Below are 23,364 nucleotides of genomic sequence, written 5' to 3' on the forward strand. Positions count from 1 at the left end.
CACTGAAGACGGTGGCACTGAAGACGGTGGCACGTTGGCCTCTACGGGTGTCACCGGTTTCGCTCTGTCGGCCATCGCAGCTGTGGCTGCTCTGAGCGTCGGCCTGGTCCTGGTCCGGCGCAGCAGGGTCCGGGCATGATGAGCTGAGGACCTGTCCCGATTCCGGTCCTGGACCAGGAGTGTGGCCCCCGCCGTTCATCGAAATGGCGGGGGCCACCTGTCTGGCCGGGCGAGTCAGCGGACGAGCCTGATGTGGAAGATGGCCATCGCGGGCTCACTGTCCCGTTCGTCCCGCATCCTTGCGAGTAGGCTGGCCATCTGGGATACGTCGGGTGATGGACTCCCCGCTGCAATGGCTTGCTGTCGAGTGCTGAGCGGGCCGGCTCATAGCCAGGGCCCGCCCCGGACACTCTGGTCGAGCGTCGGGGCGGGCCCTGTGCTGTCGGGCTCGGCTATGTGTCAGTAGCGGTAGTGCTCCGGCTTGTAGGGACCCGCGACATCGAGGCCGAGGTAGTCGGCCTGGTCCTTGGTCAGCTCGGTGAGCGTCGCACCCAGCGCGGGAAGGTGCAGACGTGCGACCTTCTCGTCGAGGATCTTCGGCAGGGTGTAGACCTCGTTCTGGTAGCTGCCGTCGCCGGGGCGGACCTTGTGGGACTTCGCGAAGATCTCGATCTGGGCGATCACCTGGTTGGCGAAGCTGGCACTCATCACGAAGCTGGGGTGGCCGGTGGCGTTGCCCAGATTCAGCAGGCGGCCCTCGGAGAGCACGATGATGGAGCGGCCGTCGGTCTCCGGGAAGACCCACTCGTGGACCTGCGGCTTGATCTCCACCTTCTCGATGCCGGGGATCGCGGCCAGTCCGGCCATATCGATCTCGTTGTCGAAGTGGCCGACGTTGCCGACGATGGCCTTGTCCTTCATCTGCTGCATCGCCTCGGCGGAGATGATGTCCTTGCCGCCCGTGGTGGTGATGAAGATGTCGCCGATGCCGACGACCTGATCCAGGGTGGACACCTGGTAACCGTCCATGGCGGCCTGCAGCGCGGTGATCGGGTCAATCTCGGTGACGATGACCCGGGCGCCCTGCCCGCGCAGCGCCTCGGCCGCGCCCTTGCCGACGTCGCCGTAGCCGCACACCACGGCGACCTTGCCGCCGATGAGCACATCGGTGGCGCGCATGATGCCGTCCGGAAGGGAGTGGCGGATCCCGTATTTGTTGTCGAACTTGGACTTGGTGACCGAGTCGTTGACGTTGATCGCCGGGAACAGCAGCTGGCCGTCACGCGCCAGCTGATAGAGGCGGTTCACCCCGGTGGTGGTCTCCTCGGTGACGCCCAGCAGGGTGTTGGCCACGCCCGTCCACCGGGAGGGGTTCTCCGCCAGGGAGGACCGCAGGGTCTCCAGGATGATCCGGTACTCCTCCGGGTCCTCCTCGGTGGCCGAGGGGACGGCGCCGGCGGCCTCGAACTCGACGCCCTTGTGCACGAGCAGGGTGGCGTCTCCGCCGTCGTCGAGGATGATGTTGGCACCCTGGGAGGGGTCCTCATCCACACCGGGCCAGGCGAAGATCTGGCTGGCGGTCCACCAGTACTCCTCCAGCGTCTCGTTCTTCCAGGCGAAGACCGGCACGCCCTGGGGGTCCTCAGGGGTCCCGTCACCGACGACGACGGCGGCGGCGGCCTCGTCCTGGGTGGAGAAGATGTTGCAGGAGGCCCAGCGGACCTCGGCGCCGAGGGCGGTGAGGGTCTCGATCAGCACGGCGGTCTGCACGGTCATGTGCAGGGAGCCGGCGATGCGGGCGCCGGCCAGCGGCTGGGACTCGCCGTACTCCTCGCGCAGGGCCATCAGGCCGGGCATCTCATGCTCGGCCAGGCGGATCTGGTGCCGGCCGGCCTCGTGCAGGGAGATGTCGGCGATCTTGTAGTCGAAGCTCATGGGGCGTGGGTCTCCTCGTCGGTGGTGCTGGAGGCGGCGTCGGCCAGGAGTCGGGGCACGCCGTGCTCGATGGGGTAGCGGATGGTGTCATCGCTGACGGAGACCAGGTGGTCGCCGTCCTGACGCAGCGGTGCCGCGGTCACGGGACAGCGCAGGATCTCGAGGACGTCGGGGGAGATGACGGTCGTCTGGGGTGCACTGGGCATGGATCCCAGCCTATCGCGGAGCGATGACGGGGGCCGGTGCCCACGTCACCTGCGGACACTCGCAGTGTCAGGAAGGGCTGCGCCCGTGAGATAGTTCCCGCATGCCGAGGATCGAGACCTTCGTCAATGCGCTCCTCCACAAGACTGCCGGGTCCGCCTTCATCTTTGTCCAGCAGATCACGTTCCTGGTGGTCCTAGCCGTTCCCAGTGTCTCGTTGGCGGTCTCCGCTCCTGGGCCCTCGACGTGGACGTTGGTGGCTGTGGGCCTCAGCCTGCCGGCTGCCGGTGTCGTGCTGCTGCTGTGGCTTCGCAGCCGGGGTGTGCCCCGTCGTCTCGAGGTGCTCCTGCCCACCACGAGCATCGTGGCCTGCGGCATCTGCAGGATCGCGACGTACCCGGATGGAGCCATGCTCTCCACTCTGGTTCTCGTGCCGTCCCTGTGGCTCGTGGCCCGGTTCCGGGTCCGCGGCGCGGTGGTGGCCACGGTGACTGTGATCGTCTCCGTCACATTGCCTTCCTTGGTGCTGTATGTGGAGGATGTGACGTTCACAGATGTCGCCCGGTACTCGGGCCTGCCTGTCACCCTGGTGCTGATCTGTGCTGCGGTTCTGGGCCCGCTGCAACAGCTGGAAGCCAGCCGGAGGACGGCGGAACGTGCTCTGGTCCGGGAGCAGGAGCTCCGTCAGGACGTGGAGAAGTCGGACAGGAGATTGGCGGGGGTCCTCGAGAACCTGAACGTCGGTGTGCTGGTGATGGACGCCGAAGGACACGACGTCATGATGAACAAGGCCCAGCGGGAGATCCACGCGATCGTCTCCCCGGACTCCAATACGGACAGAACTGAGGCGGGTCACCTGATCTTCCACTCGGATGGAAGCCCCGTGGAGCCTGAGGCGCGACCGGCGGTTCGGGCCAACCGGGGGGAGGACTTCGACAGATTCGTCTTCCTTGCGGGAGCTCCAGGGGCGGATCAGCGAACCATCTCCTGCAGCTCGCGTGCGGTCCTGAAGCCGGACGGCAGCCGGGAGTCCGCCGTGCTGATCTTCCGCGATGTGACGGAGGAGCACTCGGCGCTCGAGATCCAGCGGAAGGTGATCGCTTCCGTGTCCCATGAGATGCGGACCCCGCTGACGTCGATGATCGGCTTCGCCGACCTCGCCGACGATGCGCTGGAGGACATTCCGTGGTCCTCGCAACGTGGCGTCGCCTCGGAGCACCTGGCGGTCATCCGGCGCAATGGCGAGAAGCTGGAACGGCTGGTCCGGGACCTGCTGGACGAACAGCAGGCGGCCCTGCGGGTGATGACGCTGAACAAGGAGCCCTTCGACATCGGGCTCTTAGTTTCGCAGTGTCTCGAGGCGGCGAGGCCGTCTGCAGTGCGCCATGGCATTCAGCTGGACGTGGAGAGCCGCGGCCCGTGTGTGGTGTCGGCCGATCGGTCGCGGATCACCCAGGTGCTGGACAACCTCATCGAGAACGCCGTGAAGTACGGACGAGAGGACGGTCGTGTCAGCGTCACGGTGCGGCAGACCGCCGAAGGAGCCGTCGTCGAGGTCGCAGACGACGGCCCTGGCATGACCCAGAAGGAGGCGAGCCAAGTCTTCGTTCCGTTCTACCGGGCGGCGTCTGCCAGGAGGTCCGTGGTCGGCGGTGCCGGCCTGGGACTGGCCCTGGTGCACAGCATCGTGGAGGCCCATGGCGGGACCATCAGCGTGACGTCAGCCCCGGATGAGGGGACGACCTTCAGAGTTATCCTGTGATAGTACCGTGGCCGGAGCAACGCCCGAGCCGGGAATCGACGATGTGCGGAGGGTGAATGCCCGAGACTGACGCCGCTGACGCGAACCGCCCGTCGCGTGTACGGGTGCCGCTGCTCGCTTTCGTGGGCTGCGTGGTCTATGGGGCGATGGCCGCGGTGGTCTTCTGCTTCTCCGGGGCGTTCGGCACCTTCGGGGACTCCCCGTGGCGCGACGCAGCATTGGTGATCGTCACCGGGATCTCTGCGTTGGCGCTGACCTATGTCAGCCTGCTGGTCGTCACCTATGTGAGGCGTCGCCCGAGCCGGTCGGGGGACCTCGAGGATCTGAGCTGGCATGTGATGATCCCGTGTCGGGACGAGGAGAGCGTCATCGCTGAGACGGTCTCCGCGGCCCGCAGCAGCTTTCCGGGCATGCACGTGTGGGTCATCGACGATGCCAGTGAGGACGCCACAGCAACGATCGTGACGGGTCTGAGCGACTTCGACGACAAGGTGCACCTGATCTCCCGACGTCGACCTCACGCCCGGACGGGAAAGGGCGACGCCCTCAACAGTGCGTATCGGGTCATCGCCGATTGGGTCGCAGAACACTCCACGGACTGCCGACGCACGATCATCGGGGTGCTGGATGCGGACGGCTTCCTGTCAGACAACGCTTTGGACCTGTTGGCCGGCCCCGATGCCTTCGGTGACGAGTCCGTCGGAGCGGTTCAACTCGAAGTCTGGATGAAGAACCGGGATGACAAGCGGCCACGCCCGACCTCGGGGAGGCTGGTCAACTGGCTGGGTCGGGTATTGGTGCGGCTGCAGGACATCGAGTTCCGCACCTCGAACTCTGCGATGCAGATGCTGCGCGTCCAGACCGGGACGGTGGGGATGGGAGGCAACGGCCAATTCACCCGACTGTCCGTCCTGGCCGATCTCGACGACGCGTTCGGTCAGCCATGGGGCCAGAAGCTGTGCGAAGACTATGAACTGGGCCTGAACATCCTGGCACGCGGCCACCGGACGCACTACATCCCTGATGCCCACGTCTCGCAGGAGGCGCTGCCGTTCGGCAGGCGTCTGCTGACCCAGCGGACCCGGTGGTCCCAGGGGAACCTCGAATGCGCGAGCAACCTCCGGGACCTGCGCAGGAGCAGCCACGTACAGGGTGCCGGCTTGGCAGAGATCCACTACTTCATGGCGCAGCCGTGGCTCATCATGATCAACCTGCTGCTGGGTCCGGCCCTGCTGGTCCACGCGGTGGTCACGGGCAATGCTGGATTCGCCGCGGGGGAACCTCTGGAATGGATGATCCTGCTCGCCGCAGTCTTCATCGTGTTGCCCTACGCACTGTGGGGGCTGGTCTATCGTCGATCTTGCGAACCTGGACTCGGCGGCGGGCAGGCGGTCTTCCTGGGAGCCTGCTACCTCATATACGTGTACCTGACGTACCTGTATTACCCGCGTGCGATGGCGCGCATGCTCACCGGCCGCACCGGCTGGGCCAAGACGCTGCGCAATGCCGATGCCGTCGACCTCGGCCCGATACCCGCTGTGCCTGCAGGACTGCTGGCGCATCCGCTGGTGTCAGCCACCGTCGTCGACGATCTCGCCGTGGAGCTCGGAGGCGACCGGGAGTCCTCTCGGGAGGTTCTGGGCATGTTCGCCGTGGTCTGGCCGCGGCGTTGGGCGAACCTCAGGCTCGCCGTATCCGCCGAGGACGAGGTGGCGATCCGCGATGCGCTCGGAAGCATCCGCGTGTCGTCCGACATGCTTGGCGCCGAGCGGCTTGCCCAGTGTGCTCGGGACGTGGAGGTGGTTCTCGAGGGGGGCGACCACGCGGAGGCCGATCAGAGCATGAAGATGCTGCATCGCGTGGGAGAGGAGACCGTGGAGGCTGTCCGGGGGATCGTCATCCCTCGGTGAGCAGCTCCGTCAGGGAGGCGCGGAGTTCCCGCGGCCTGAAGGGCTTCGTGATGTAGGCGTCCGTGCCGGCGTCGCGACCGGCGGCCTCGTCCGCGGCGGATGCCCGAGCGCTGATCATCACGATCTTCCCCGAGAACGAGTCGCGTACGCGTCGCACCAGCTGATGACCGTCCATGTCGGGGAGGCCCACGTCGACGCTCAGCAGCGAGTAGTCCGTGTGCTCGGCCAGCCGCAGGCCTTCTCCTCCCTCGGACACGGAGTCCACCTGAAAGCCCATCTGGGTGAGCACCATCTCCAGGAGCCGCCTGATGTCGTCATCGTCCTCAATGATCAGTGCCGTGGTGGCTGAGCCCATCGTCTCCGTCCTTCCGTCGAATAGGGCGTTGGGGCTGAGGTCCGAAGTGCTGGGAGACCGTCAGGAATACGGCAGCGTGTGCAGCCGGCGGCTGAGCTCTCCGGTGCGGTCCTGCTGGCGGCGCAGCCTCCGGTACTCGCGGTTGCGCCGCTCGGCCATGACGGCGATGAGGAAGTCCATGGACGACGACGGCGGCGGGGGAGGGGAGATGTGCGGGCGCAGCTGATCGGCGAGCTGGTCGGCGGTGCGGTGCAGCACGCCGAGGTTGTCCCCGCGGCCGGTGGTCTCCATGCGACGCAGCAGCCGGGAGATGCGCAGCGCGAGCCGGTCCGGGATGCGACCCAGGTCCGCAATCTGGGTCCAGGACGTCAGGTGCTGGGGCACCGGCAGCATCATGGGCTTCACCTTCGGCTGGCGGACCAGGATGCCGTAGGTGCCGGCGGCCATGTCGCCCAGACGCTTGCCGCGGGCGTTGATCATGCCGCAGAACAGCGGCAGCACCCCCAACGTCATGAAGATCTCCGGGAAGCCGATCAGCCCGCGGATCAGCGCATGGCGCAGCCGGACGGTGCCGCCGTCGTCGCGGACGATCCGCACCCCCATGATGAGCCGGCCCACCGAGCGCCCTCGGGAGAGCGTCTCGATGGTGATCGGTAGGATCACGAAGCACAGCACCACGGTGCTCAGGGAGAATGCTGCGTACATGGCAGGGTCCATGGTCTGGAAGATCTGCCCGGAGTAGTACCCGAAGAGCAGCTGGATGCCGATGTAGACCACCATGTAGAGGGCCAGATCGAGCAGCAGCGAGGTGCCGCGCACCGCCACGGAGGCTGGCGGCAGCTCAAGTCTGACGGCCTCGCCGGTGATCACGGTGCGCATGGCACCCACTGTACTGGGACCGACGTCGCACGTCAGCGTGTTGAGCCGGCCCTGGGTTAGGCTCGGTGCCGTGGACATCGATGCGTTCGTCGCCGTGCATCAGTCGGAATGGGACCGCCTGGCGGTCCTCTCCGACCAGCGCCGCCTGAGCGCGGCCGAGGCTGATGAGCTGCTGCGCCTCTATGAGCGCACCTCCACGCATCTGTCCATGGTGCAGGCGGTGGAGCCGGGGGGCTCCCTGGCCGCCGGGCTCTCCGCCCGGCTGGGGCGGGCCCGCACCCAGCTGACCGGCTCAGGCGGCAACGTCTTCGAAGGCATCGCCTACTTCTTCGCCCAGTCGCTGCCGGCGGCGTTCTATCGGATCCGCTGGCTGACTCTGATCCTGGGGGCGGCCTTCATCGCCGTGGCCGTGGGCTACGGCATCTGGACCTATCATCATCCGCAGCTCGACCTGCTGATGCCGGAGGCCGAGCGGGAGGCCTATGCCGGCTCCCAGTTCGAGGACTACTACTCCGAGCATCCCAACTCGTCCTTCGCCGCCCAGGTGTGGACCAACAACGCGTGGATCGCCGCCCAGGAGGTGGCCTTCGGTGTGACCGGGGTATGGGTGCCGTTCATCCTGTTCATCAACGCTCAGGGTGTGGGCATCGCCGGCGGCATCATGGCCGAGCAGGGCGCGGCCGACGTCTTCTGGCTAAACATCCTGCCGCATGGGCTGATGGAGATCACCGCGATCTTCATCGCCGGCGCCGCGGGCCTGCGGATCTTCTGGGCCTGGGTGGCGCCGGGGCAGCAGCGTCGCCTGACCTCCCTGGCCTATGAGGGGCGGCGGCTGATCACCGTGGCCGTGGGCCTGGTGATCGTGCTGCTGGTCTCCGGGATCGTGGAGGGCTTCGTCACGCCCAGCGCCCTGCCGTCGTGGCTGAAGATCGGCATCGGTGCGCTCGTGCTGGCCGCCTACTGGGTGTACACGCTGGTGCTGGGCGGCCGGGCGCACCGGGCCGGGGTCACCGGCGACCTGGGCCGCTACGACGCCGGGGCCCACGAGCTGACGGCCTGAGGCGGCGTCTCCCGGCCGACGGTTCCGACACTCTGCGGCAGGTCTCCACGGAAATGCCGTGTCAGGACCGTACGCTCGACAGTGGAAAGCACTGCGTGGAGAGGCGATCATGAGCGCGAATTCGAAGCGGCCTGAGAACGAGGAGACCGCCGGGACCGGCCACGACTTCGAGTCGGGTCTCGACTACGGCGCCTTCGCCGAGGACGCCCCGGACTTCCCGGAGGATCGGCTCGAGGGCACGGACCCGGACGGACCCCAGCACGAGGCGTCCGGCGACGCCGCCGCGCCGTCGGCCGACGAGGACGCCACGACGGCGGTGCCGCGTCCCGACCAGGACGCGACCCGCCCGCTGGACGACGTCGCGGCGGCAGAGCCTGCCCCTGAGCCTGCCCCCGAGCCTGCGGACTCGGACACTTCCGCGACGGCCGCGCTGCCGCGGACCGGAACTCCAGAGGGGACGGCCTCCCCCCAGACGGCGACCTCCCCGGAGTCGATCTCTGCGGCGGCCGAGGCCCCCGCGGCCGTCCCCGCTCCCGGGACGGCGTCGCCAGCCGCCTCGCCGGCTGCCGGTTCGCCTGCTCCGGCCGACTCGGAGGAGCCGTACCGGCCCTACGAGGCCACGACGACGGCCACGACCGTGCCGCGCCACGAGTCCGGGGAGGCGATCACGGATGCGGATCTGGACGAGGAGGTCGCCCGGGACAAGCGTGGCGTCTCCCGTTTCTTCCAGGTCCTGGTGGCGATCTTCGTGCCACTGATGATCACGGTCGCCGCCATCCGGTTGGTGGCCTCCCCGGTCTTCCTGTGGATCGCCTACAACCGGCCCGGGTTCCCCGAGGACACCGCAGGATTCGACGTCACTGACCGGCTGCTCTACGGCTCCTACGGCATGGACTATCTGTTCAACGCCGCCAACTCCCGGTACCTGGCGGAGCTCGCCCCGGGCGGGGAACCGCTGTTCACCGAGGCTGAGGTCAGCCACATGACCGATGTGAAGCTGGTCATGGTCTCTGCCATGGGCGGCGGACTCGTCCTGCTGCTGCTCACCCTGATCTTCGCCCTGCTGCTGCGTCGTTGGCGCCCCGGTGGAGTGGCCCGCGGCTTCTTCGCCGGAGCATGGGCGACCCTGGGGCTGATCGCTGCAGCCGCCGTCGTCGCGGTCCTGAGCTGGCAGCAGTTCTTCGACACCTTCCACCGCATCTTCTTCGCGGACGGCACCTGGACCTTCAGCCCGGACTCCACACTGATCCGGCTGTACCCGGAGCAGTTCTGGATGGACGCCGGCATCGCGGTGGTCGGGCTGGTCGCGCTCATCGCGGTGATCACTCTGATCGTCACGTGGCCCACCAAGCGTCGCCGTGCCCGGCGCAGGGCCCGCCTGGAGGAGGTCTACGCGATCCGGCGGGAGAAGCTGGTCGCCGAGCTGACCAAGGACGCCGAGTACTCCAACGCGCCGAGGGTGGGCCGCTGAGCGTCACCTTATCAGCGGCTGATCAGGAGCTGAGCAGTGCCACAGCAGGGGGCCTCGCCGGGTGGACCGGCGGGGCCCCTTGCGTGTGTGTACTCTCTAGTACTGTGTTGGAGGCGCAGACGCCGTCCTGCACATCGAGAGCACCATGGTCCGATCGGGCCGATGTCGAAAGGGAACCCCGCATGCTGAGAACCGTCATGGGTGGCAAGATTCACCGGGCCACGGTCACCCAGGCTGATCTCCACTACGTCGGGTCCGTCACGGTCGATCAGGACCTCCTCGACGCCGCGGGCATCCTCGAGGGCGAGCAGGTGCAGATCGTCGACATCACCAACGGGGCCCGGCTGGAGACCTACACCATCGCCGGAGAGCGGGGCTCCGGGGTGATCGGCATCAACGGCGCCGCCGCCCACCTGGTCGCCCCCGGTGACCTGGTGATCCTGATCTCCTACCAGATGGGAACCGCCGCGGAGATCGCCGAGCACACTCCGAAGGTCGTCCATGTCGACGGCGAGAACCGCATCGTGGCCCTGGGCGACGACGCCGCCGAGCCGGTGCCGGGTGCCGAGGGGCAGGTCTCGGGGCAGGATCCGCAGGAGACCGCGGCGACTCCGACGCTGAACCAGAGGCTGGAGACGCTGGAGAGCCAGCACGAGCAGACCCGAGCGCTGGTGAAGGACCTGGCAGAATCTCTGATGACCGAGCTGAAGTCGCAGGGCAAGCGGACGCGTGTCGACCTCAAGACCATCGTGCGCCGTCACTCCGGCCGCGGCGCGGCCGGCGCCGAGCAGTTGCGCGAAGCGGTGGATCTGCTCACTGCCGAGCTCCATCGGGTCCGCGGGGAGGCCGAGACCTCCTTCGATGCGCTGCACCGCGGTCTCCGTGACGCGCAGCGCCAGCAGGAGGCGGTCCAGGACCGGGCGCGCCGCATCCGGTACCAGGACGCGTTCTCCTCGATCCCTGGGACGACGGTGACGTGGGACGGCGCAGAGGGATCGCAGGGCGGTGCCGGCTGAGCATGCAGACACGTGCAGAGTTCGACGTCGTCCAGGTCTCCGACTTCAGGCTCCCCGGCGGCACAACGAGCAGCATCGCCGAGGAGGTGCGGGCCCAGTCGCAGGCGGGCCTCTCCACCGCGCTGATGCACGCCGCCGGGTCCGTCACGGGGTACCCCATCCCGTGGAGCACCCACATCCGCCGGATCCTCGACCTGCCCGGGGTCCATGTGGCCACCCCGCGGGACACCCTGCATGCGCGAGTGCTGGTCATCCGACACCCCACCGTCATCTGGTCCACTCCGTCGACCTTCGACGGAGTCACGGCTGACCAGGTGGTCGTGGTGGTCAACCATGCGGCCATCGACGGCGGCGGCACCCAGCACTATGACGTCGAGGCCACGGACCGGCGCGTCCGCGCCCTGTTCGGCAAGGACCCCATCTGGGCGCCTATCGGCCCGGTGGTCCGCGGCACGGTCCTGCAGCAGACCACCGCCGTGCCGCTGCGTGAGACCGACTGGGTCAACATCTTCCAGATGCCCGAGGGAGCGACCCTCCGTGAGGGCTTCGTCGGCACGAAGCCGGTGATCGGCCGTCATTCGCGCCCGCAGCCGGGCAAATGGCCGGACACCAAGGACGACATCCTGGCGGCTTACCCGAACTCGGCTGACTACGACGTCCAGATCCTCGGTGGGGCGAAGATCGCTCGGCGCAAGATCGGCTGGATCCCTGACCGCTGGACGGTGATCCCCTTCGGCGGGGAGGAGCCCTTCGACTTCCTGCGGCGCATCGACTTCTGGGTCTACATGCACCACCCGGACCTCCGGGAGGCCTTCGGCCGGGCGGCTATGGAGGCTCTCGCCGCCGGCTGCGTGGCGATCCTGCCTCCCTATATGAAGGAGCTCTTCGGCGACGCCGCCCTCTACGCCGAGCCCTCGGGTGTGCTGACGCTGGTGGATGAGCACTGGAGCTCTCCGGAGACGTTCCTGGAGCAGTCCCGCCGGGCCCAGGAGTTCGCCCGCGGATTCAGCCCGGAGATGCATCTTCGGCGCCTGCAGGAGCTCGGCGTCGAGGTCCCGGAGGAGCGCGACGTTGCGCCGCGGGACCGATGGCCCTCCTCGGGTGCGGAGCAGCCCGTTGCGACCGTCCTGCTGGGCCTGGACTCGGCAGGTCAAGAGCTCTCGCGCGGACTCGCCCGGGAGCTGCGTCGCAGCGGGGCGCCTGTGGTCACCGGCCAGCTGACCGACGAGGCAGCCCATCAGGCTCTGCAGGACGGGGAGATCCATCTGCCGGGTCCCGGGGCGTTCAACACTCCCGAGGAACAGGGCGACGGGACGTGGCGCCGGTACACCGTCCAGCGTCTGCGACTGCTCCTCGAGGCCGCCGATGCCCGTCGTGTGGTCTCCGTGGGCGGGTCCGTCCCCGAGCCCGTCATGGAGGCGCTGGCGGGGCGGCCGATCGAACACCACTGGGTGCGCCCGGAGGACGGCGCGCCCCTGGACGTGCAGCTGGCCGTGCGGATGAGTGCGGTGACCGCCGTCGACGCGGAGACGGCCCCGGAGGATCTGGCCCGGACCATTCACGAGGAGAGCACACTGTGGCGATGACCAGCACGATCACCGACCAGGCATCGGGTCCCTGGACCCGGACGCTCGAGCAGTGGACCCGGGCTCGATACCGGGACGCCCCGGTGCCGGTGCGCGACACCCTGCCCTTCGCTCCTCGGGAGGCTCCCAAGCCGAAGGCGTTCCAGAAGATCCCCGTCGTCATGATCGTGCTGACCCGACGGACGCGTCATCTCCACGCAGGCGTATGCCAGGCCGTGGAGATCATCCGTGAGTCCACCTACGGGTTCCGCGCCGTGGTCTTCACCGACGACGCCGTCTCCCCCGCGTTCGGAGCCGTCGACTGGGCGATCGAACACTGCCTGCCGGAGGACGCCCTGCACCGCCTGCAGCCCGGCAAGAACTGGTTGGAGACGGCCAGCGACCACCTGGAGTGGGCCCAGCGGGAGTACGGCGCCTCCCTGGTGCTGGCTCCGGACGACGAGGAGTCCGCCGTCGAGGCGGTGCACCGCCTCGCCGTCGCCTTCCGCGCGCCCGCCAAGATCGTGGACTCCGCCTGCGAACGTGCCAGAGCGGGGTTCACCGCCGCCGCCGACGTCCGTCACGGCCTGCGCGGCTGGTGGGAGACCCTGCCGGTGGGGCGGTCCGACGTCGTCGTGGAGTGGTCCGGGACGCAGATCAGCTGTGTGGTCCACCGTTCGGACACGGCCTCGCCCGAGTGCGTCGGAGCCGTGATCGACGCCACCGGGCGGGAGCCTTCCTCGGGGCTGGCCGTCGCCCACGCCTCCGGGTGGAGCACGGCGCACCTCATCGGATCCGCGGGGCAGAGCCGTGCTGCGGTCGTTCGGGCGGCGGGGGAGGGCCTCGCCGGCGACGGGCCGGTCGTGGAGTGTGTGACGGAGCCTGAAGCTCTGGCCGGCGACTGGAGCGGAATCGATGCCCGGCTGATCCTGGAGGCCGGCCGCGGGCGGCTGGTCACCCGCGTGGGTGCGGCCGTGGACTTCGCCGCGGAGCAGCTCCGCGAGGTGCTGGACGCGCTGCGCGCCGCCCACCGGTGAGCCGCAGGGCGCGGCCGGCCGTCAGCTTCAGAGGACGCCGCGTTTGAGGTAGTAGCTGCGGACCCGCTCGTCGGCGAGCAGCGGCCCGTGCACCTGGAGCACGTTCATCCCGGAGTTGATGTTGCCCTCCAGGATGACCGGACCATCGGGACTGATGATGATGTCCCAGCCGATGTACTCCATGAAGCTCAGGCGCCGCGAGGCATCCATGACGAGCTCCTTGGTCTCCTCCCAGAAGGGCACCGTGGTCCCGTCGATGGGCGCTCCGGAGTCCGGGTGCTCGGTGAACCACACCGGCTTCCGGCCCTCCGGCAGCTGGCCGGCCCGGCTGAGCCGCCCGGTGTCGATGTCGATCTTGGCGCTCAGCCCACCCTGCGTCCAGTTGTCCACGTGTCCCGAGCGGGCCGTGCCGATCCGCTGCACGGCCACGGCGATGAAGGGGTCCTTCCCCTGGTCCACGTCGGGCATGGTGAGGATGCGCAGCGTGTTGGTCGCCTCGGGGTTCAGGGCGGCCTGCGCCTCGTGCTGCTCGATGCCGCGCTCGAAGATCATCGGACGCTTCTGGTCCTGGATCCACTGGCGGATGTCGGAGAGGGTGACATCCTGGCCGTTCATCCGGAAGCCCGAGGACGTCCGGGTGATGGCGCGCACGCGGCGACCCTCGGCACCGCGCAGCGGCTTGACGAAGACCTTCTGGTCGACCTCCATATGGCTCTGTAGGAACACCTTCAGGGGGACGCGCCGGTCGTGGGGGAACAGGTTGACCCCGCCGCGCACATAGAGACCGAGCAGCGGGACGACGTCGGCTTTCAGCCCCAGGTGGTGCATCAGCAGGAAGAACGCGAACTTGTTGTCCAGCAGCTCCTGGAGGGTGGGGTGCACCATACGCTTGGTCCGGGTGTACCGCTGGACGTCGTTGATGTAGAGGGACGGGTCGTTCTTGTCCAGCTCGTACAGGGTGACGGACCGGGAGAGGAAGCCTCGCCGCCACCACAGGGGACGCCGGTGCGTCAGAGGAGCCTCCCAGCGGAACTCCTTGCGCAGGAACTTCCGGTAGTCCTCCCACGTGCGCTGCTTCTTCCGCACTGTGGAGCTGAACCGCCGACGCGTCTCGTCGGCCTCCTGAGCGAGATCGATCAGCTGGTCGCAGATCGTGGAGAGGCTCACGGGGAATCGGCGGTCCCGCGGAGCGGAATCGTCCTGACCGGAATGGTCCATGGGTGCTTCTGCCTCATATCAGGGTGCTCGGGTCTGGGCGCGCCGTCGGAGGGAGTCCCCGCGCCGCCTCTCAGAGCCACGGAACGGGGCGCGTCAGCGCGCTATGATCGTAGCAGTGCCAGCCCTCGACGCCTCCGCCCAGACGGTCCACGCGACCCCCTCCGCCGTCGCCCCTGTCTTCGTCCGGACCGGGCGGGTGAGTGCGGCATCCGACGACGCCGCACCGCCGTTCGCGGCCGATCGCCTCGACCTCCTGCTGGACGGGGAGTCCCCGCTGACCCCGGATTGGACTGCGTGGGCCGAGATCCTGGCCTTCGGCGCCCCGCTGGCGGGACGCACCCCGTTCCAGGAGATCCGCCGTCTGCAGCCGGGGGAGTCCGCGGGACGCCACGGCGACGAGGTGACGATTCGGCGCGGCACCTGGGACTGGGCCGAGATCGACCCGGAGCCGGGGCTGGATCCCCGCGCCCTGACGGACGACGTCTTGGAAGTCCTGCGCGCGCGGCTCGGGCGGGACGCCGACGTCGGCCCCCTTCTGCCGATGCTCTCCGGGGGACGGGACTCCCGCCTGCTGACGGCCTTGGCCCACCAGGTGCGGCCGGAGGAACTTGTCGCGTGGACCACCTCCTCGGACACCGGCACCTCGATGGAGGAGCTGGCCGCCGCACGAACGGCCCAAGTCCTGGGCGTGGAGCAGAGGATCGTGCCTGCCGCCGTGGAGGACTTTCCCCGCGATGCACGGGACTACGGGCGGGCCGTGCACCACATGGCCTCGTTCCACATCTGGCTCATGCCGGTCTCCCGGGCGATCGCCGAACACTCCGCGGCCTCGGGAGGCGTGGTGCTCGACGGCCTCGGCGGTGGAGTCTTCCTCGGCGGCGGATTCCCGGACGACCCCGCGCTCGAGGGTGAGGGCGGGAGCGCTCCGGACGTCGACGCCGTGGTCGCCTCCCGCTTCGCCCGCTTGGGCCGCTACCTCGACGCCGCCGAGGACATCCTGCCGCCAGGGCTGGGGGAGGAGCTGGCCGAGCGCGCCCGCGCCGACTTCGAGGACGTCGCCCTGCCCTTCGCCCAGCATCCGAACGGCGCGACGCTGACCGCGTACCTCACCCGGACGCTGCCGGGGATCAGCCTGGCCCCGGTCAAGGTGCTGGGCTCGGCCGCCCCCACGCGCACCCCGATCATGGCCGACGAGGTCGTCCGCCAGGCGCTGCGGGTCCCCGCCGAGCAGAAGCAGGACGGCCTCTGGTACCCCCATCTGCTGGAGCGCGCCGACGCGCGCCTGGCATCCCTGCCGACCGCCGCTGACCGCACACGGCGCCGTCAGCACGTCCGACGGATCGAGAGCCTGGAGTCGGCGGGCTGGCTGCGGGGTCTGATCCTCGGCAGCCCCGCGGGAGATCTGCTCTCTGACAGGATGCGGGAGGCCCCGGTCGAGGCCTGGGCCGAGGAGCTGTCCCGGACGAAGCCTCAGCATCTGGTGCGCGGTCTCGCCCTGCTGGCCCTGTGGCTTCACGAGCACCGGGACCGGCTGGCCCAGGCCGAGCCGGACGTTCTGCTCCCACCTCGTGCCGCTGGGGAGGCCCGTCATGGATGAGCTCCCGGAGATGCGCGCCCCCGCCGCGCCCTACCCATACCTGCGGGTCGGGCACCTGGCCGCCGAGCCGCTGCCCCACGGCGTCGGCACCGCCGTCGACCTGGACGGTCTCACCCCGCAGGATCTGGAGCGGGAGCTCCGTCAGGGACTGGACCTGGTGGTCCTCGGTGCGGGGGCCGAGCAGGCCGACGGCGGGCCACGGCTCTCCGCCGACGTGCTGGAGCTGCTGATGGTCTGTGAAGCCGAGGGCATCCCCACTGTGCTGCGCATCGACGCCGAGCCCGACCTCCAGGGACGGCTGGCCGCGGTCGTCTCCCATGCCGTGACCACTCGGCCCGAGCTCCATGAGCTGATGCGTCGACGCCTGGGCATCGAACGCGCCTTGCTCCTGAAGCCGGTCATCGACCCCCGTCAGACCCTGCTGGAGGCGCTCGATGATCCTTCCGGGCTCGCGACCGAGCGGATCGTGGAGCGGCGGGAGCTGATCGCCTCCCGCAGCCCGGAGGCCCAGGCATCTCGGCTGCTGACGTTCCTGGGACTCCCTACGGTGGAGGAGCCGCTGGTCACTCCGCTGATCGTCTCCCGTCGGGCGGAGCACCTGCGGCACGCCGAGGCGAACCTGGCACGTCAGCGGCACCGTCGCCTCGACCCGCTGCTGGTCATCGATCCGCTCTTCGAGGATCAGGCCCGTGAGGAGACGGCCGACTGGGAGACTCCGGTGCGCATCATTACCGCCGGTCCCCGCAGCACGCTCGCCGACCGACTCAACATCGGCATCGACCAGGCGGCGGGACGCTACGTGACGGTGATCGAGGAGACGGCGACCTACGGCCCCTGGCACATCACGGACCTGCTGCAGGCCGCCCAGCACTCGGGGGCTGACCTGGTGGGCCGGGCCAGTTGGTTCGTCAAGACCGACGACGGCACTGTGCGGGTCAAGTCGCCGAAGCTCCAGCGGACCTTCGGCGAGGCTCCGGCGCTGGGCACGATGATGCTGGCCACCGAGACAGCTCGGCGCCTGGGGTTCCCGCGGCGGGCGGCCTCCATCGGTCCGGCGTTCGCACAGAGGGTGATCTCCACCGGTGGTAGGATCTTTTCGATCCACGCTCATGACATGCTGATGATGCGGCGTGGGCAGTCCCTTGGGGATCTGAGCCAGGAGGATGTCCTCTCCTCCTGGCTTCCGAACTCGTCACAGCCCTGAATGAAAGCCTGACAGCCGCCACGCATGACCTCTTCGATTCCCGCCGTCTCCGCCATGTCCCCTGCATCCGGTGCCGTCCTCCATCCGGGCAGAGCGACGATCGCTCGAGCCCGAGCCTTCTCCTACAAAGTCCCCGGTCAGTCGAAGGTCACCACCAACTACGTCGTGTCCCTGACCGCCGCCGACGGCGAGGGGAACACCGTGGAGGGGCTCGGCGAGGGCCAGCCGCGATCCGCGCTCACTGGCGATGCGGCCGATCCGTCCTGGGAGTTCCTGGAGGCGATGCTGGACCGCCTCCACGGACGGAGCCTCGAGATCGGGGCGCCGGCGCAGGCGATCACCCAGGTGCGCACGCTGATGGCAGAGTTCACGGAGCTCGCCGGCCAGATGAACCAGGAGCCGAAGCAGAAGCGCCCTTATCGTGGCACTCTGCTCGGTGTCGAAGTGGCGCTGCTGGACCTGTTCGCCCGCGCCGCCGGAACTCCGCTTCACCGGCTCCTGGGCACGGTCCGGACTGAGGCCCCGGTGTTCCCACCCACGATCAGGGCCGGATCGTCGGTCAAGAGTCTGCGTCGCACACTGCGGAAGCACGGCGACCAGTACGACCGCATTCGGGTCGAGTGCAGGCCCCCAGTGGACAAGGCGCTGGATCAGCTTGAGGCCCTTGCGACCGTCAGCCGCTCCCGGACCCTGGGTGGGGCCGAGAAGCCTCTGTGGGTCGAATGTTCCGGACGACTGGACCGCGAGGAGTCCTCGGCCTTGGTCGACGAGGTGGCGCGCAGCATGGTGCGCGGGCATCTCCCTCCGAACGTCTTGCTGGAGCAACCTGTCCCTGCTCGATATGCGGATCACCTGCCGGCCCTGCAGCGTCGGGCCGACCGGATCATCGCCGACGCCGGTGCCTCACACTTGGACCTGAAGGTTCTGGGAGACGAATCCATCTGGGACCAGCACAGTCTCGGGCGGCTGCGGAAGCTGGGAGGGCTGCGCGCGGTCACTGTCCGTCCGGCTCAGGCCGGCGGTCTGCTGGCGGCGATGGACCTGGCCGAGGCCGCGCTGCGTGTCTCTGACGACGCCGTGGTGATGCTCAGCAGGATGGCCGGTGCTGGGTGGATCACCAAGTCGGTGATTCAACATCTTGCCTTGTCGATGCCTCAGGTGCACGGCGTGCACACCTCGGCCTTCCCTCATTCTGAGCTGCCTTTTGCCCAATGGCTGGATTGCGACGTGGATTTCGTCGAGGCGGAGGAGGCCGACGAGGACGACACCCAGAACGGGGATTCCTCGTCGGAGGATGCGGATGAGGAAGAGAGCTCCTCGGATCGTGCCGATCGCGCCGATGAGGAGGACGAGGTCGAGGACAGCTCTGAGGCCGAGGCCTTGGGCCCGCATTCTCGTGTGGTGCCGGCCCGTCAGGCATCACGCGTCCTCCGACGATCCGCTGCGACAGAAGCGGCTCTCGGGAGCTCGGGGGTGCGGGCGACGACTCCGCGGGATCTGGCCGGGCATGGCCTCGTCATCGACTATGGGACCCTCGTCAGCGAGGTGCGCCGGTTCGCCCAGGTTCCCCCGCTGCCTGAGCCCCGCAACGAGGGGCGCCTGCCGGCCCGCTATGACCACGTCGAGGACGTCCGGGCGTTGGGTCCCAACGGTACGAAGGGCTACCTGCTGGAGAAGCGCGCGCTGGCACGCGGGCTGTCCACGACCCGCTACTCGAAGAGCGCCTTCGTCGCCTTCGACGGGACCAATCCGCCGGTGAGCTTCAAGTGGAGCCGCAGCCCCATCTCCAGCGCGGTGGCGATCTCCGTGTGCACCCACAAGGAGGCCACGCGCCTCATGCTCGAGGACGCCGGGGTGCCCACTCCGCAGGGCCGGACGTTCCGGAACGGAGACTTCGACAGCGCTCGGGCCTTCGTCGGGATGATCGGCTTCCCGGTGGTGGTCAAGCCCAGCATGGGTATCCGTGGCATCGGCGTGATCGCCGGCATCGAGACGCCGGAGCAGCTCGAGGACGCGTTCGCCCTGATGTCGGACAGCAAGTTCGGCGGCCAGGACTTCATCGTGGAGAAGCACATCAACGGCCGGGACCACCGGATCCTGGTCGTGGGCGGAGAGGTCGTCGCGGCCATCCAGCGCAAGCCCGCCTCCGTGGTCGGGGACGGCAGCAGCACGATCGCCGAGCTGCTCATCCACCGCAACGTCGCGCGGCGGAGCAACCCGCACCTGTGGACCCGCCCGGCCAAGATCGACGGCACCATGGAGCACCAGCTGGCGAAGCTCGGTCTCGATCTTGCCTCGGTGCTTCCCGAGGGTCGGGAGGTCCTGCTGTCGAACACGGCAAACATCTCGCAGGGGGCCGACTCGATCGATGTCTTCGACACCTTGCACCCGAGCATCACTGCCGCATGCGAACAGGCGGTGGCCGCCGTGCCGGGGATGCAGTATTGCGGCGTGGACTTTCTGCTGGAGGACCCGTCGAAGCCCCTGAGCGTTCAGGACGCGGCGATCATCGAGCTGAACGCGCATGCGGCGATCGGCAACTGCGAGTATCCGATGTTCGGGACCGGGCGTCCCGTGGCGCAGCGGCTGCTCGACCTGACGATCGAGCAGAAGGGGTTGCAGGCCACCGAGCCGCAGGACCAGCTGACCGTCCATGTGACGGTCCGAGGCCGCGTCACGAAGGTGGGCTACCGGAAATGGCTCCGACGACTGGCAGAGAAGGCCGGGGTGCAGGGCTGGGTCCGAAACCTCGACCGCCGTACGTTGGAGGCGGTGCTCAGCGGGCCCACCGACCGGGTGGCGCCATTGGTCGCTTCCTGCATTGTGGGGCCGGCGCGTGCCATCCCGACGTCCTACAATGCTTCGGTCGTGGCGACTGAGGAATGGCCCCTGCCCGTCTCGGGCTTTGAGATCCGTGTGAAGCCTCAGCCTCATGAGGTCTCCGCCCAGGAACGGGCAGAGATGTCGGAGCTCGCTCGGGCGGACGATGACGATTCTCCCGGCGATGTCCCGGGTGGCTACGACAGAGAGGGGGCCTGGTGAGCCACGCCATCGTCCAGGGTCAGCGTCCTTCCATGCCGATGCCCGCTGGGGTGACACGCGGAATGCGCGACGGAGTCGAAGTCCACAAAGCCGCGCTGGCGTGTGGGTTCACCACCCGACTTCTGCCGAGGCAGGTCCTGCAGGTCTTCACGCGGGCTGGTGAGCAGACGGCCTTCACGCATGGCATCCCGCAAGGATCGAGCCTTTCCGGGGTCACGTTCATCCAGGACCTCCGGATGCGGCGAGGGCTTCTGGGCAAGGCCGGTGTGCCTCAGCCGCGGGGAGCGACGTTCTCCGTGGGCCGCAGCCGAGGCGCTGCGACGCGCTATGCCAGGGCGATGGGCTATCCCGTGGTGGTGAAGCCTGCCCTCGGCGACAGCACGATCGACGTCGCGCGCGGCATCCAGAATCAGGATCAGTTCGCTGCGGCCGTGGACAGGCTGCTCACTCCGCCGGAGGATCGACCGGACAGCACGCAGGCGGCCTACGGGATCACGGAGCTCCGGAAGCCGGGAGAGAAGGACGGTCGCGTCACCGTGCCGCCGGGGTATCGGTTCCTGGTGGAAGAGGAGGTCCAGGGCGAGTACCTTCGGCTGCTGGTGATCGACGGGGAGGTGGTCGACGTGATGGCCTGTCCCGGAGGGCCGTGGAGCGGCCGGGCCGCAGATGCCTCGCCGCGTCCCGGTTCGCAGGCGGCCTTGGAGCGGACGGCCGGGGCCGTTGTCGCGGCGTTGCCGGGGCTCGCCGTCCTGAGCATCGATGTGGTGGTTTCGGCGGTGTCCGGTGATCAGCCGGTCGTGGTCGACGTCTCGGAGCGTCCGTGGCTGGAGGTCCAGAGTCGGACGCGGCCTGCCCGTGTGGCGGGTCTGGCTCGTGCCCTGCTGGCCTCTGGCCTGTCGGGCGTGCTGCCTCCTGCCTCTCACGCGGAGCAGATCGTCGATTTCCGTGTCATGTTCGAAGGTGTAGTAGCCCCTGAGGAGTTCGTTCCTCTGGTGAGTGATCACGGTGCCTCGCAGGGGACGTCCATTCGTCTGGAGGTCACCGATGCGGCGCGTGGGCACGTCGCGGGCACGGTCCGCAGCACGGCGGGGAAGACCGCAGAGCTGGTGGAGATCATCCTCAATTCAGGAATCCAGGGTCAGACGGCCATGAAGGCCGAGATTGTGCCGCACGAAGTGGCGATCTGAATGCGCTCAAGAACCTAGTAAAGTTCGCCGTATGGATTCTCCCCACGCTCATCTCCTTCCTCATTTCGACGGATCTCCTCGAGTTTATGAGGACCGGGAGACGGAAGAAGTGCTTCGTCAGCATGTGGAGGAGAAGAAGAATCTGGGGAGCATTCTGAACGTTCTGGCTGCCGAAGCCGCCGGGGCGCACGTCACGTGGTACGGACGAAAGACGGCCGTTGCGACGCTGGACGGGCGGCAGGTCCTCCTCGGAGGATACGTCTGCGACCAGTCATGGGTGGGCAGCAAGATCGCCGCCGACAAGTGGATGACCAAGGAGTTCCTGCTCAGATCAGGAGTGGCCACTCCTGCGGCGCGGAGGTGCTCGTCCGTCGAGGAGGCGGTGGAGTTCTGGCGCACGGCGGGCAGGAGCGTCGTCATCAAGCCCCTGGGCGGTATGGGTGGCAAGGGCGTCTCTGTGAATCTCCGCGACGAGCACGAGATATCTGCCGCCTTTGAGCGCGCCCTCCGGATCGATGACGGGGGCGTCATCGTCGAGGAGTACATCGAGGGGGACCGCGAGTACCGTGTACTCGCGACCCAGGAGCGCTGCGTGTCGGTGGTGCAGAGGCTGTTGCCCAATGTGACCGGTGACGGAGTCAGCACGATCCGCGAGCTCATCGAGGCCAAGAACACGGCGCGTCGTCGAAATCCGGCGCTGATCAATCGCTATACCCCCATCGACGTGATCACAGAGCGCTTCCTCGCCTTCAAGGGGCTGTCCCTGGACTCCGTGCTGGAATCTGGCCGTCAGGAGGTCGTCCGGGACGTCGGTGGCCTCTCCAGCGGGGGTGAACCCGTCGAGCGGCTCGACGAGGTCGAAGAGGCCATCAGGAGCACGGCTGTGGCTGCCTCTGCCGCGGTGCCCGGCCTCACGTGGAGCGGCAGTGACATCTTGGTGGAGAAGGGCACCGGGAAGCCCTGGGTCATCGAGATCAACTCCACGCCGGACATCCTCGGCTCCACCTATCCCTTGTACGGTCAGCCGCGGGACGTGGCGGGCGAGACGTGGAGGTTGCGCTGGGCGGCGGCGCCTCCGGTCGTCACGGGTGCGGCAGATGTGCCTCCACGTGGCACGACCGGCTCGGAGCTCGCTGCCGTGGTGGGGGGCGCCCCCGATGCGCGACGCTGGACCCGACTCTCCACTGTGATGCAGACCGTCCTCCGAGACATGGGATATGCCGTCCGTCGACATTCGGACGACATCGTCTCCGTGGAGGACGATGACGGCTCTCAGGCCTGGTTCACCCGGAACTTCCTCGGTGTGCGTGACAAGATCGCACCGCGCCAGTTGGTGGGGCGGTCCGGAACGACTCGCCGGCTCGTGGGTGCCGCAGACTTGCCCCGCGTCACGGGCCGACTGGTCTATTCGACTGATCAGGCGGCGCAGTTCATGGAAGAGCACCACGGAGCCTGCGTGATCGTGCCGCAGCTCAAGGAGTGGGCGTCTTCGTCCTCCTCTGTGACAGTCCGCGGCATCGACGAGCTGGAGGAGGGACTCGCCTCCATCCCGGGGCCGTGGCTGATCCAACGAGCGGTGGCGTCTTCGAGGCGCGTCACGGTGATCACCACGCCCCGACGGGTCCTCTGGATGTGTGGAGCGCCAGGGACCCACGATGACCTGCCACCGGAGATGATCGGGCGGATCGCGGAGGTGGCGGTCGGTGCCTGCCGGGCAGTGCCTGAGCTGCGGTGGGTGGGCGTGGACATCAATGTTCGTCTCGATGGACGGGCACAGGGCGAGGACCCGAGCGTGCTGGTGGAAGGGCTGACCTTCAATCCTCGTCTTCGTCGTGATGCCATCACCATGGTGGGCTCCCTGAATCATGTCATCAGCAAGGTCATCCGCAGCTGACTCCGCACGGTGTCGAACACGGTATCCT

The 23,364-nt window shown here is 68.3% G+C and carries 16 protein-coding genes and 1 pseudogene; 12 read left to right on the forward strand and 5 right to left on the reverse strand.

Annotation, left to right across the window (positions count from 1 at the left end):
• Positions 1–459: 459 nt before the first annotated feature.
• Both ahcY and Q7C18_RS15160 read right to left on the reverse strand, forming a co-directional pair.
• Positions 460–1,935, reverse strand: coding sequence for an adenosylhomocysteinase (ahcY, locus tag Q7C18_RS15155; protein WP_311026080.1), 1,476 nt, complete (start codon positions 1,933–1,935; stop codon positions 460–462).
• Positions 1,932–2,141 carry a hypothetical protein gene (locus Q7C18_RS15160; protein WP_311026081.1) on the reverse strand — a complete coding sequence of 70 codons (210 nt, stop codon included), beginning with the start codon at positions 2,139–2,141 and terminating at the stop codon, positions 1,932–1,934. Before Q7C18_RS15160 ends, ahcY begins: the two co-directional genes overlap by 4 nt.
• 101 nt (positions 2,142–2,242) lie before the next feature.
• Between Q7C18_RS15160 and Q7C18_RS15165 the strand changes: the two genes are divergently transcribed.
• A complete protein-coding gene (locus Q7C18_RS15165) occupies positions 2,243–3,901 on the forward strand; it encodes an ATP-binding protein (protein ID WP_311026082.1) in 1,659 nt (552 codons plus the stop codon).
• 56 nt (positions 3,902–3,957) lie between these two features.
• Positions 3,958–5,811: a glycosyltransferase gene (locus tag Q7C18_RS15170; RefSeq protein ID WP_311026083.1), complete on the forward strand. Its 1,854-nt coding sequence runs from the start codon at positions 3,958–3,960 to the stop codon at positions 5,809–5,811.
• On the opposite strand, the gene Q7C18_RS15175 is transcribed toward Q7C18_RS15170, so the two are convergent.
• Together Q7C18_RS15175 and Q7C18_RS15180 are read right to left on the reverse strand one after the other, a co-directional pair.
• Positions 5,798–6,166, reverse strand: a complete 369-nt coding sequence (locus Q7C18_RS15175; protein WP_311026084.1) for a response regulator — start codon at positions 6,164–6,166, stop codon at positions 5,798–5,800. The genes Q7C18_RS15170 and Q7C18_RS15175 overlap by 14 nt on opposite strands.
• 60 nt (positions 6,167–6,226) lie before the next feature.
• A complete protein-coding gene (locus tag Q7C18_RS15180; RefSeq protein WP_311026085.1) occupies positions 6,227–7,045 on the reverse strand; it encodes an RDD family protein in 819 nt (272 codons plus the stop codon).
• Positions 7,046–7,115: 70 nt separating this feature from the next.
• On the opposite strand from Q7C18_RS15180, the gene Q7C18_RS15185 reads away from it, so the two are divergent.
• The 5 genes and pseudogenes from Q7C18_RS15185 to Q7C18_RS15205 all read left to right on the forward strand — a co-directional run bounded on the left by Q7C18_RS15185 (position 7,116) and on the right by Q7C18_RS15205 (position 13,194).
• Positions 7,116–8,105, forward strand: a complete 990-nt coding sequence (locus Q7C18_RS15185) for a stage II sporulation protein M (RefSeq protein WP_311026086.1) — start codon at positions 7,116–7,118, stop codon at positions 8,103–8,105.
• Between the two features lie 109 nt (positions 8,106–8,214).
• Positions 8,215–9,576, forward strand: a complete 1,362-nt coding sequence (locus Q7C18_RS15190; protein ID WP_311026087.1) for a TIGR01906 family membrane protein — start codon at positions 8,215–8,217, stop codon at positions 9,574–9,576.
• A 182-nt stretch (positions 9,577–9,758) separates the two neighbouring features.
• Positions 9,759–10,139 (forward strand): annotated as a pseudogene (gene panD, locus Q7C18_RS15195) (aspartate 1-decarboxylase); the annotation flags it as partial.
• A 455-nt stretch (positions 10,140–10,594) separates the two neighbouring features.
• Positions 10,595–12,178 carry a hypothetical protein gene (locus Q7C18_RS15200; RefSeq protein WP_311026088.1) on the forward strand — a complete coding sequence of 528 codons (1,584 nt, stop codon included), beginning with the start codon at positions 10,595–10,597 and terminating at the stop codon, positions 12,176–12,178.
• Complete coding sequence (locus tag Q7C18_RS15205) at positions 12,175–13,194, forward strand: hypothetical protein (protein WP_311026089.1); 1,020 nt, start codon at positions 12,175–12,177, stop codon at positions 13,192–13,194. The genes Q7C18_RS15200 and Q7C18_RS15205 overlap by 4 nt, the downstream gene beginning before the upstream one ends.
• Positions 13,195–13,221: 27 nt before the next feature.
• On the opposite strand, the gene Q7C18_RS15210 is transcribed toward Q7C18_RS15205, so the two are convergent.
• Positions 13,222–14,412, reverse strand: coding sequence for a sugar-transfer associated ATP-grasp domain-containing protein (locus Q7C18_RS15210; RefSeq protein WP_311026090.1), 1,191 nt, complete (start codon positions 14,410–14,412; stop codon positions 13,222–13,224).
• Between the two features lie 115 nt (positions 14,413–14,527).
• On the opposite strand from Q7C18_RS15210, the gene Q7C18_RS15215 reads away from it, so the two are divergent.
• The 5 genes from Q7C18_RS15215 (at position 14,528) to Q7C18_RS15235 (ending at position 23,336) form a co-directional block, all read left to right on the forward strand.
• Complete coding sequence (locus Q7C18_RS15215) at positions 14,528–16,009, forward strand: asparagine synthase-related protein (protein WP_311026091.1); 1,482 nt, start codon at positions 14,528–14,530, stop codon at positions 16,007–16,009.
• On the forward strand, positions 16,002–17,213 hold the full coding sequence (locus Q7C18_RS15220) for a hypothetical protein (RefSeq protein WP_311026092.1): 1,212 nt from the start codon (positions 16,002–16,004) through the stop codon (positions 17,211–17,213). The genes Q7C18_RS15215 and Q7C18_RS15220 overlap by 8 nt, the downstream gene beginning before the upstream one ends.
• A gap of 24 nt (positions 17,214–17,237) precedes the next feature.
• Positions 17,238–20,255, forward strand: coding sequence for an acylphosphatase (locus Q7C18_RS15225; protein ID WP_311026093.1), 3,018 nt, complete (start codon positions 17,238–17,240; stop codon positions 20,253–20,255).
• A gap of 236 nt (positions 20,256–20,491) precedes the next feature.
• Complete coding sequence (locus Q7C18_RS15230; RefSeq protein ID WP_311026094.1) at positions 20,492–21,442, forward strand: hypothetical protein; 951 nt, start codon at positions 20,492–20,494, stop codon at positions 21,440–21,442.
• A 109-nt stretch (positions 21,443–21,551) separates the two neighbouring features.
• Positions 21,552–23,336: an ATP-grasp domain-containing protein gene (locus tag Q7C18_RS15235; protein WP_311026095.1), complete on the forward strand. Its 1,785-nt coding sequence runs from the start codon at positions 21,552–21,554 to the stop codon at positions 23,334–23,336.
• The last annotated feature ends 28 nt before the right edge of the window (positions 23,337–23,364 follow it).

Origin of the sequence: Nesterenkonia sp. CL21 (assembly GCF_031705515.1) — a bacterium.
GTDB lineage: Bacteria > Actinomycetota > Actinomycetes > Actinomycetales > Micrococcaceae > Nesterenkonia > Nesterenkonia aethiopica.

What these genes read in the sequence shown, in the direction of transcription:
- Q7C18_RS15205 (WP_311026089.1), top strand. Translation starts at nt 12,175, where the DNA reads ATGACCAGCACGATCACCGACCAGGCATCGGGTCCCTGGACCCGGACG.
- Q7C18_RS15170 (WP_311026083.1), top strand. Translation starts at nt 3,958, where the DNA reads ATGCCCGAGACTGACGCCGCTGACGCGAACCGCCCGTCGCGTGTACGG.
- Q7C18_RS15190 (WP_311026087.1), top strand. Translation starts at nt 8,215, where the DNA reads ATGAGCGCGAATTCGAAGCGGCCTGAGAACGAGGAGACCGCCGGGACC.
- ahcY (WP_311026080.1), bottom strand. Translation starts at nt 1,935, where the DNA reads ATGAGCTTCGACTACAAGATCGCCGACATCTCCCTGCACGAGGCCGGC.
- Q7C18_RS15175 (WP_311026084.1), bottom strand. Translation starts at nt 6,166, where the DNA reads ATGGGCTCAGCCACCACGGCACTGATCATTGAGGACGATGACGACATC.
- Q7C18_RS15165 (WP_311026082.1), top strand. Translation starts at nt 2,243, where the DNA reads ATGCCGAGGATCGAGACCTTCGTCAATGCGCTCCTCCACAAGACTGCC.
- Q7C18_RS15225 (WP_311026093.1), top strand. Translation starts at nt 17,238, where the DNA reads ATGACCTCTTCGATTCCCGCCGTCTCCGCCATGTCCCCTGCATCCGGT.
- Q7C18_RS15180 (WP_311026085.1), bottom strand. Translation starts at nt 7,045, where the DNA reads ATGCGCACCGTGATCACCGGCGAGGCCGTCAGACTTGAGCTGCCGCCA.
- Q7C18_RS15210 (WP_311026090.1), bottom strand. Translation starts at nt 14,412, where the DNA reads ATGGACCATTCCGGTCAGGACGATTCCGCTCCGCGGGACCGCCGATTC.
- Q7C18_RS15230 (WP_311026094.1), top strand. Translation starts at nt 20,492, where the DNA reads ATGCGGCGAGGGCTTCTGGGCAAGGCCGGTGTGCCTCAGCCGCGGGGA.
- Q7C18_RS15200 (WP_311026088.1), top strand. Translation starts at nt 10,595, where the DNA reads ATGCAGACACGTGCAGAGTTCGACGTCGTCCAGGTCTCCGACTTCAGG.
- Q7C18_RS15220 (WP_311026092.1), top strand. Translation starts at nt 16,002, where the DNA reads ATGGATGAGCTCCCGGAGATGCGCGCCCCCGCCGCGCCCTACCCATAC.
- Q7C18_RS15160 (WP_311026081.1), bottom strand. Translation starts at nt 2,141, where the DNA reads ATGCCCAGTGCACCCCAGACGACCGTCATCTCCCCCGACGTCCTCGAG.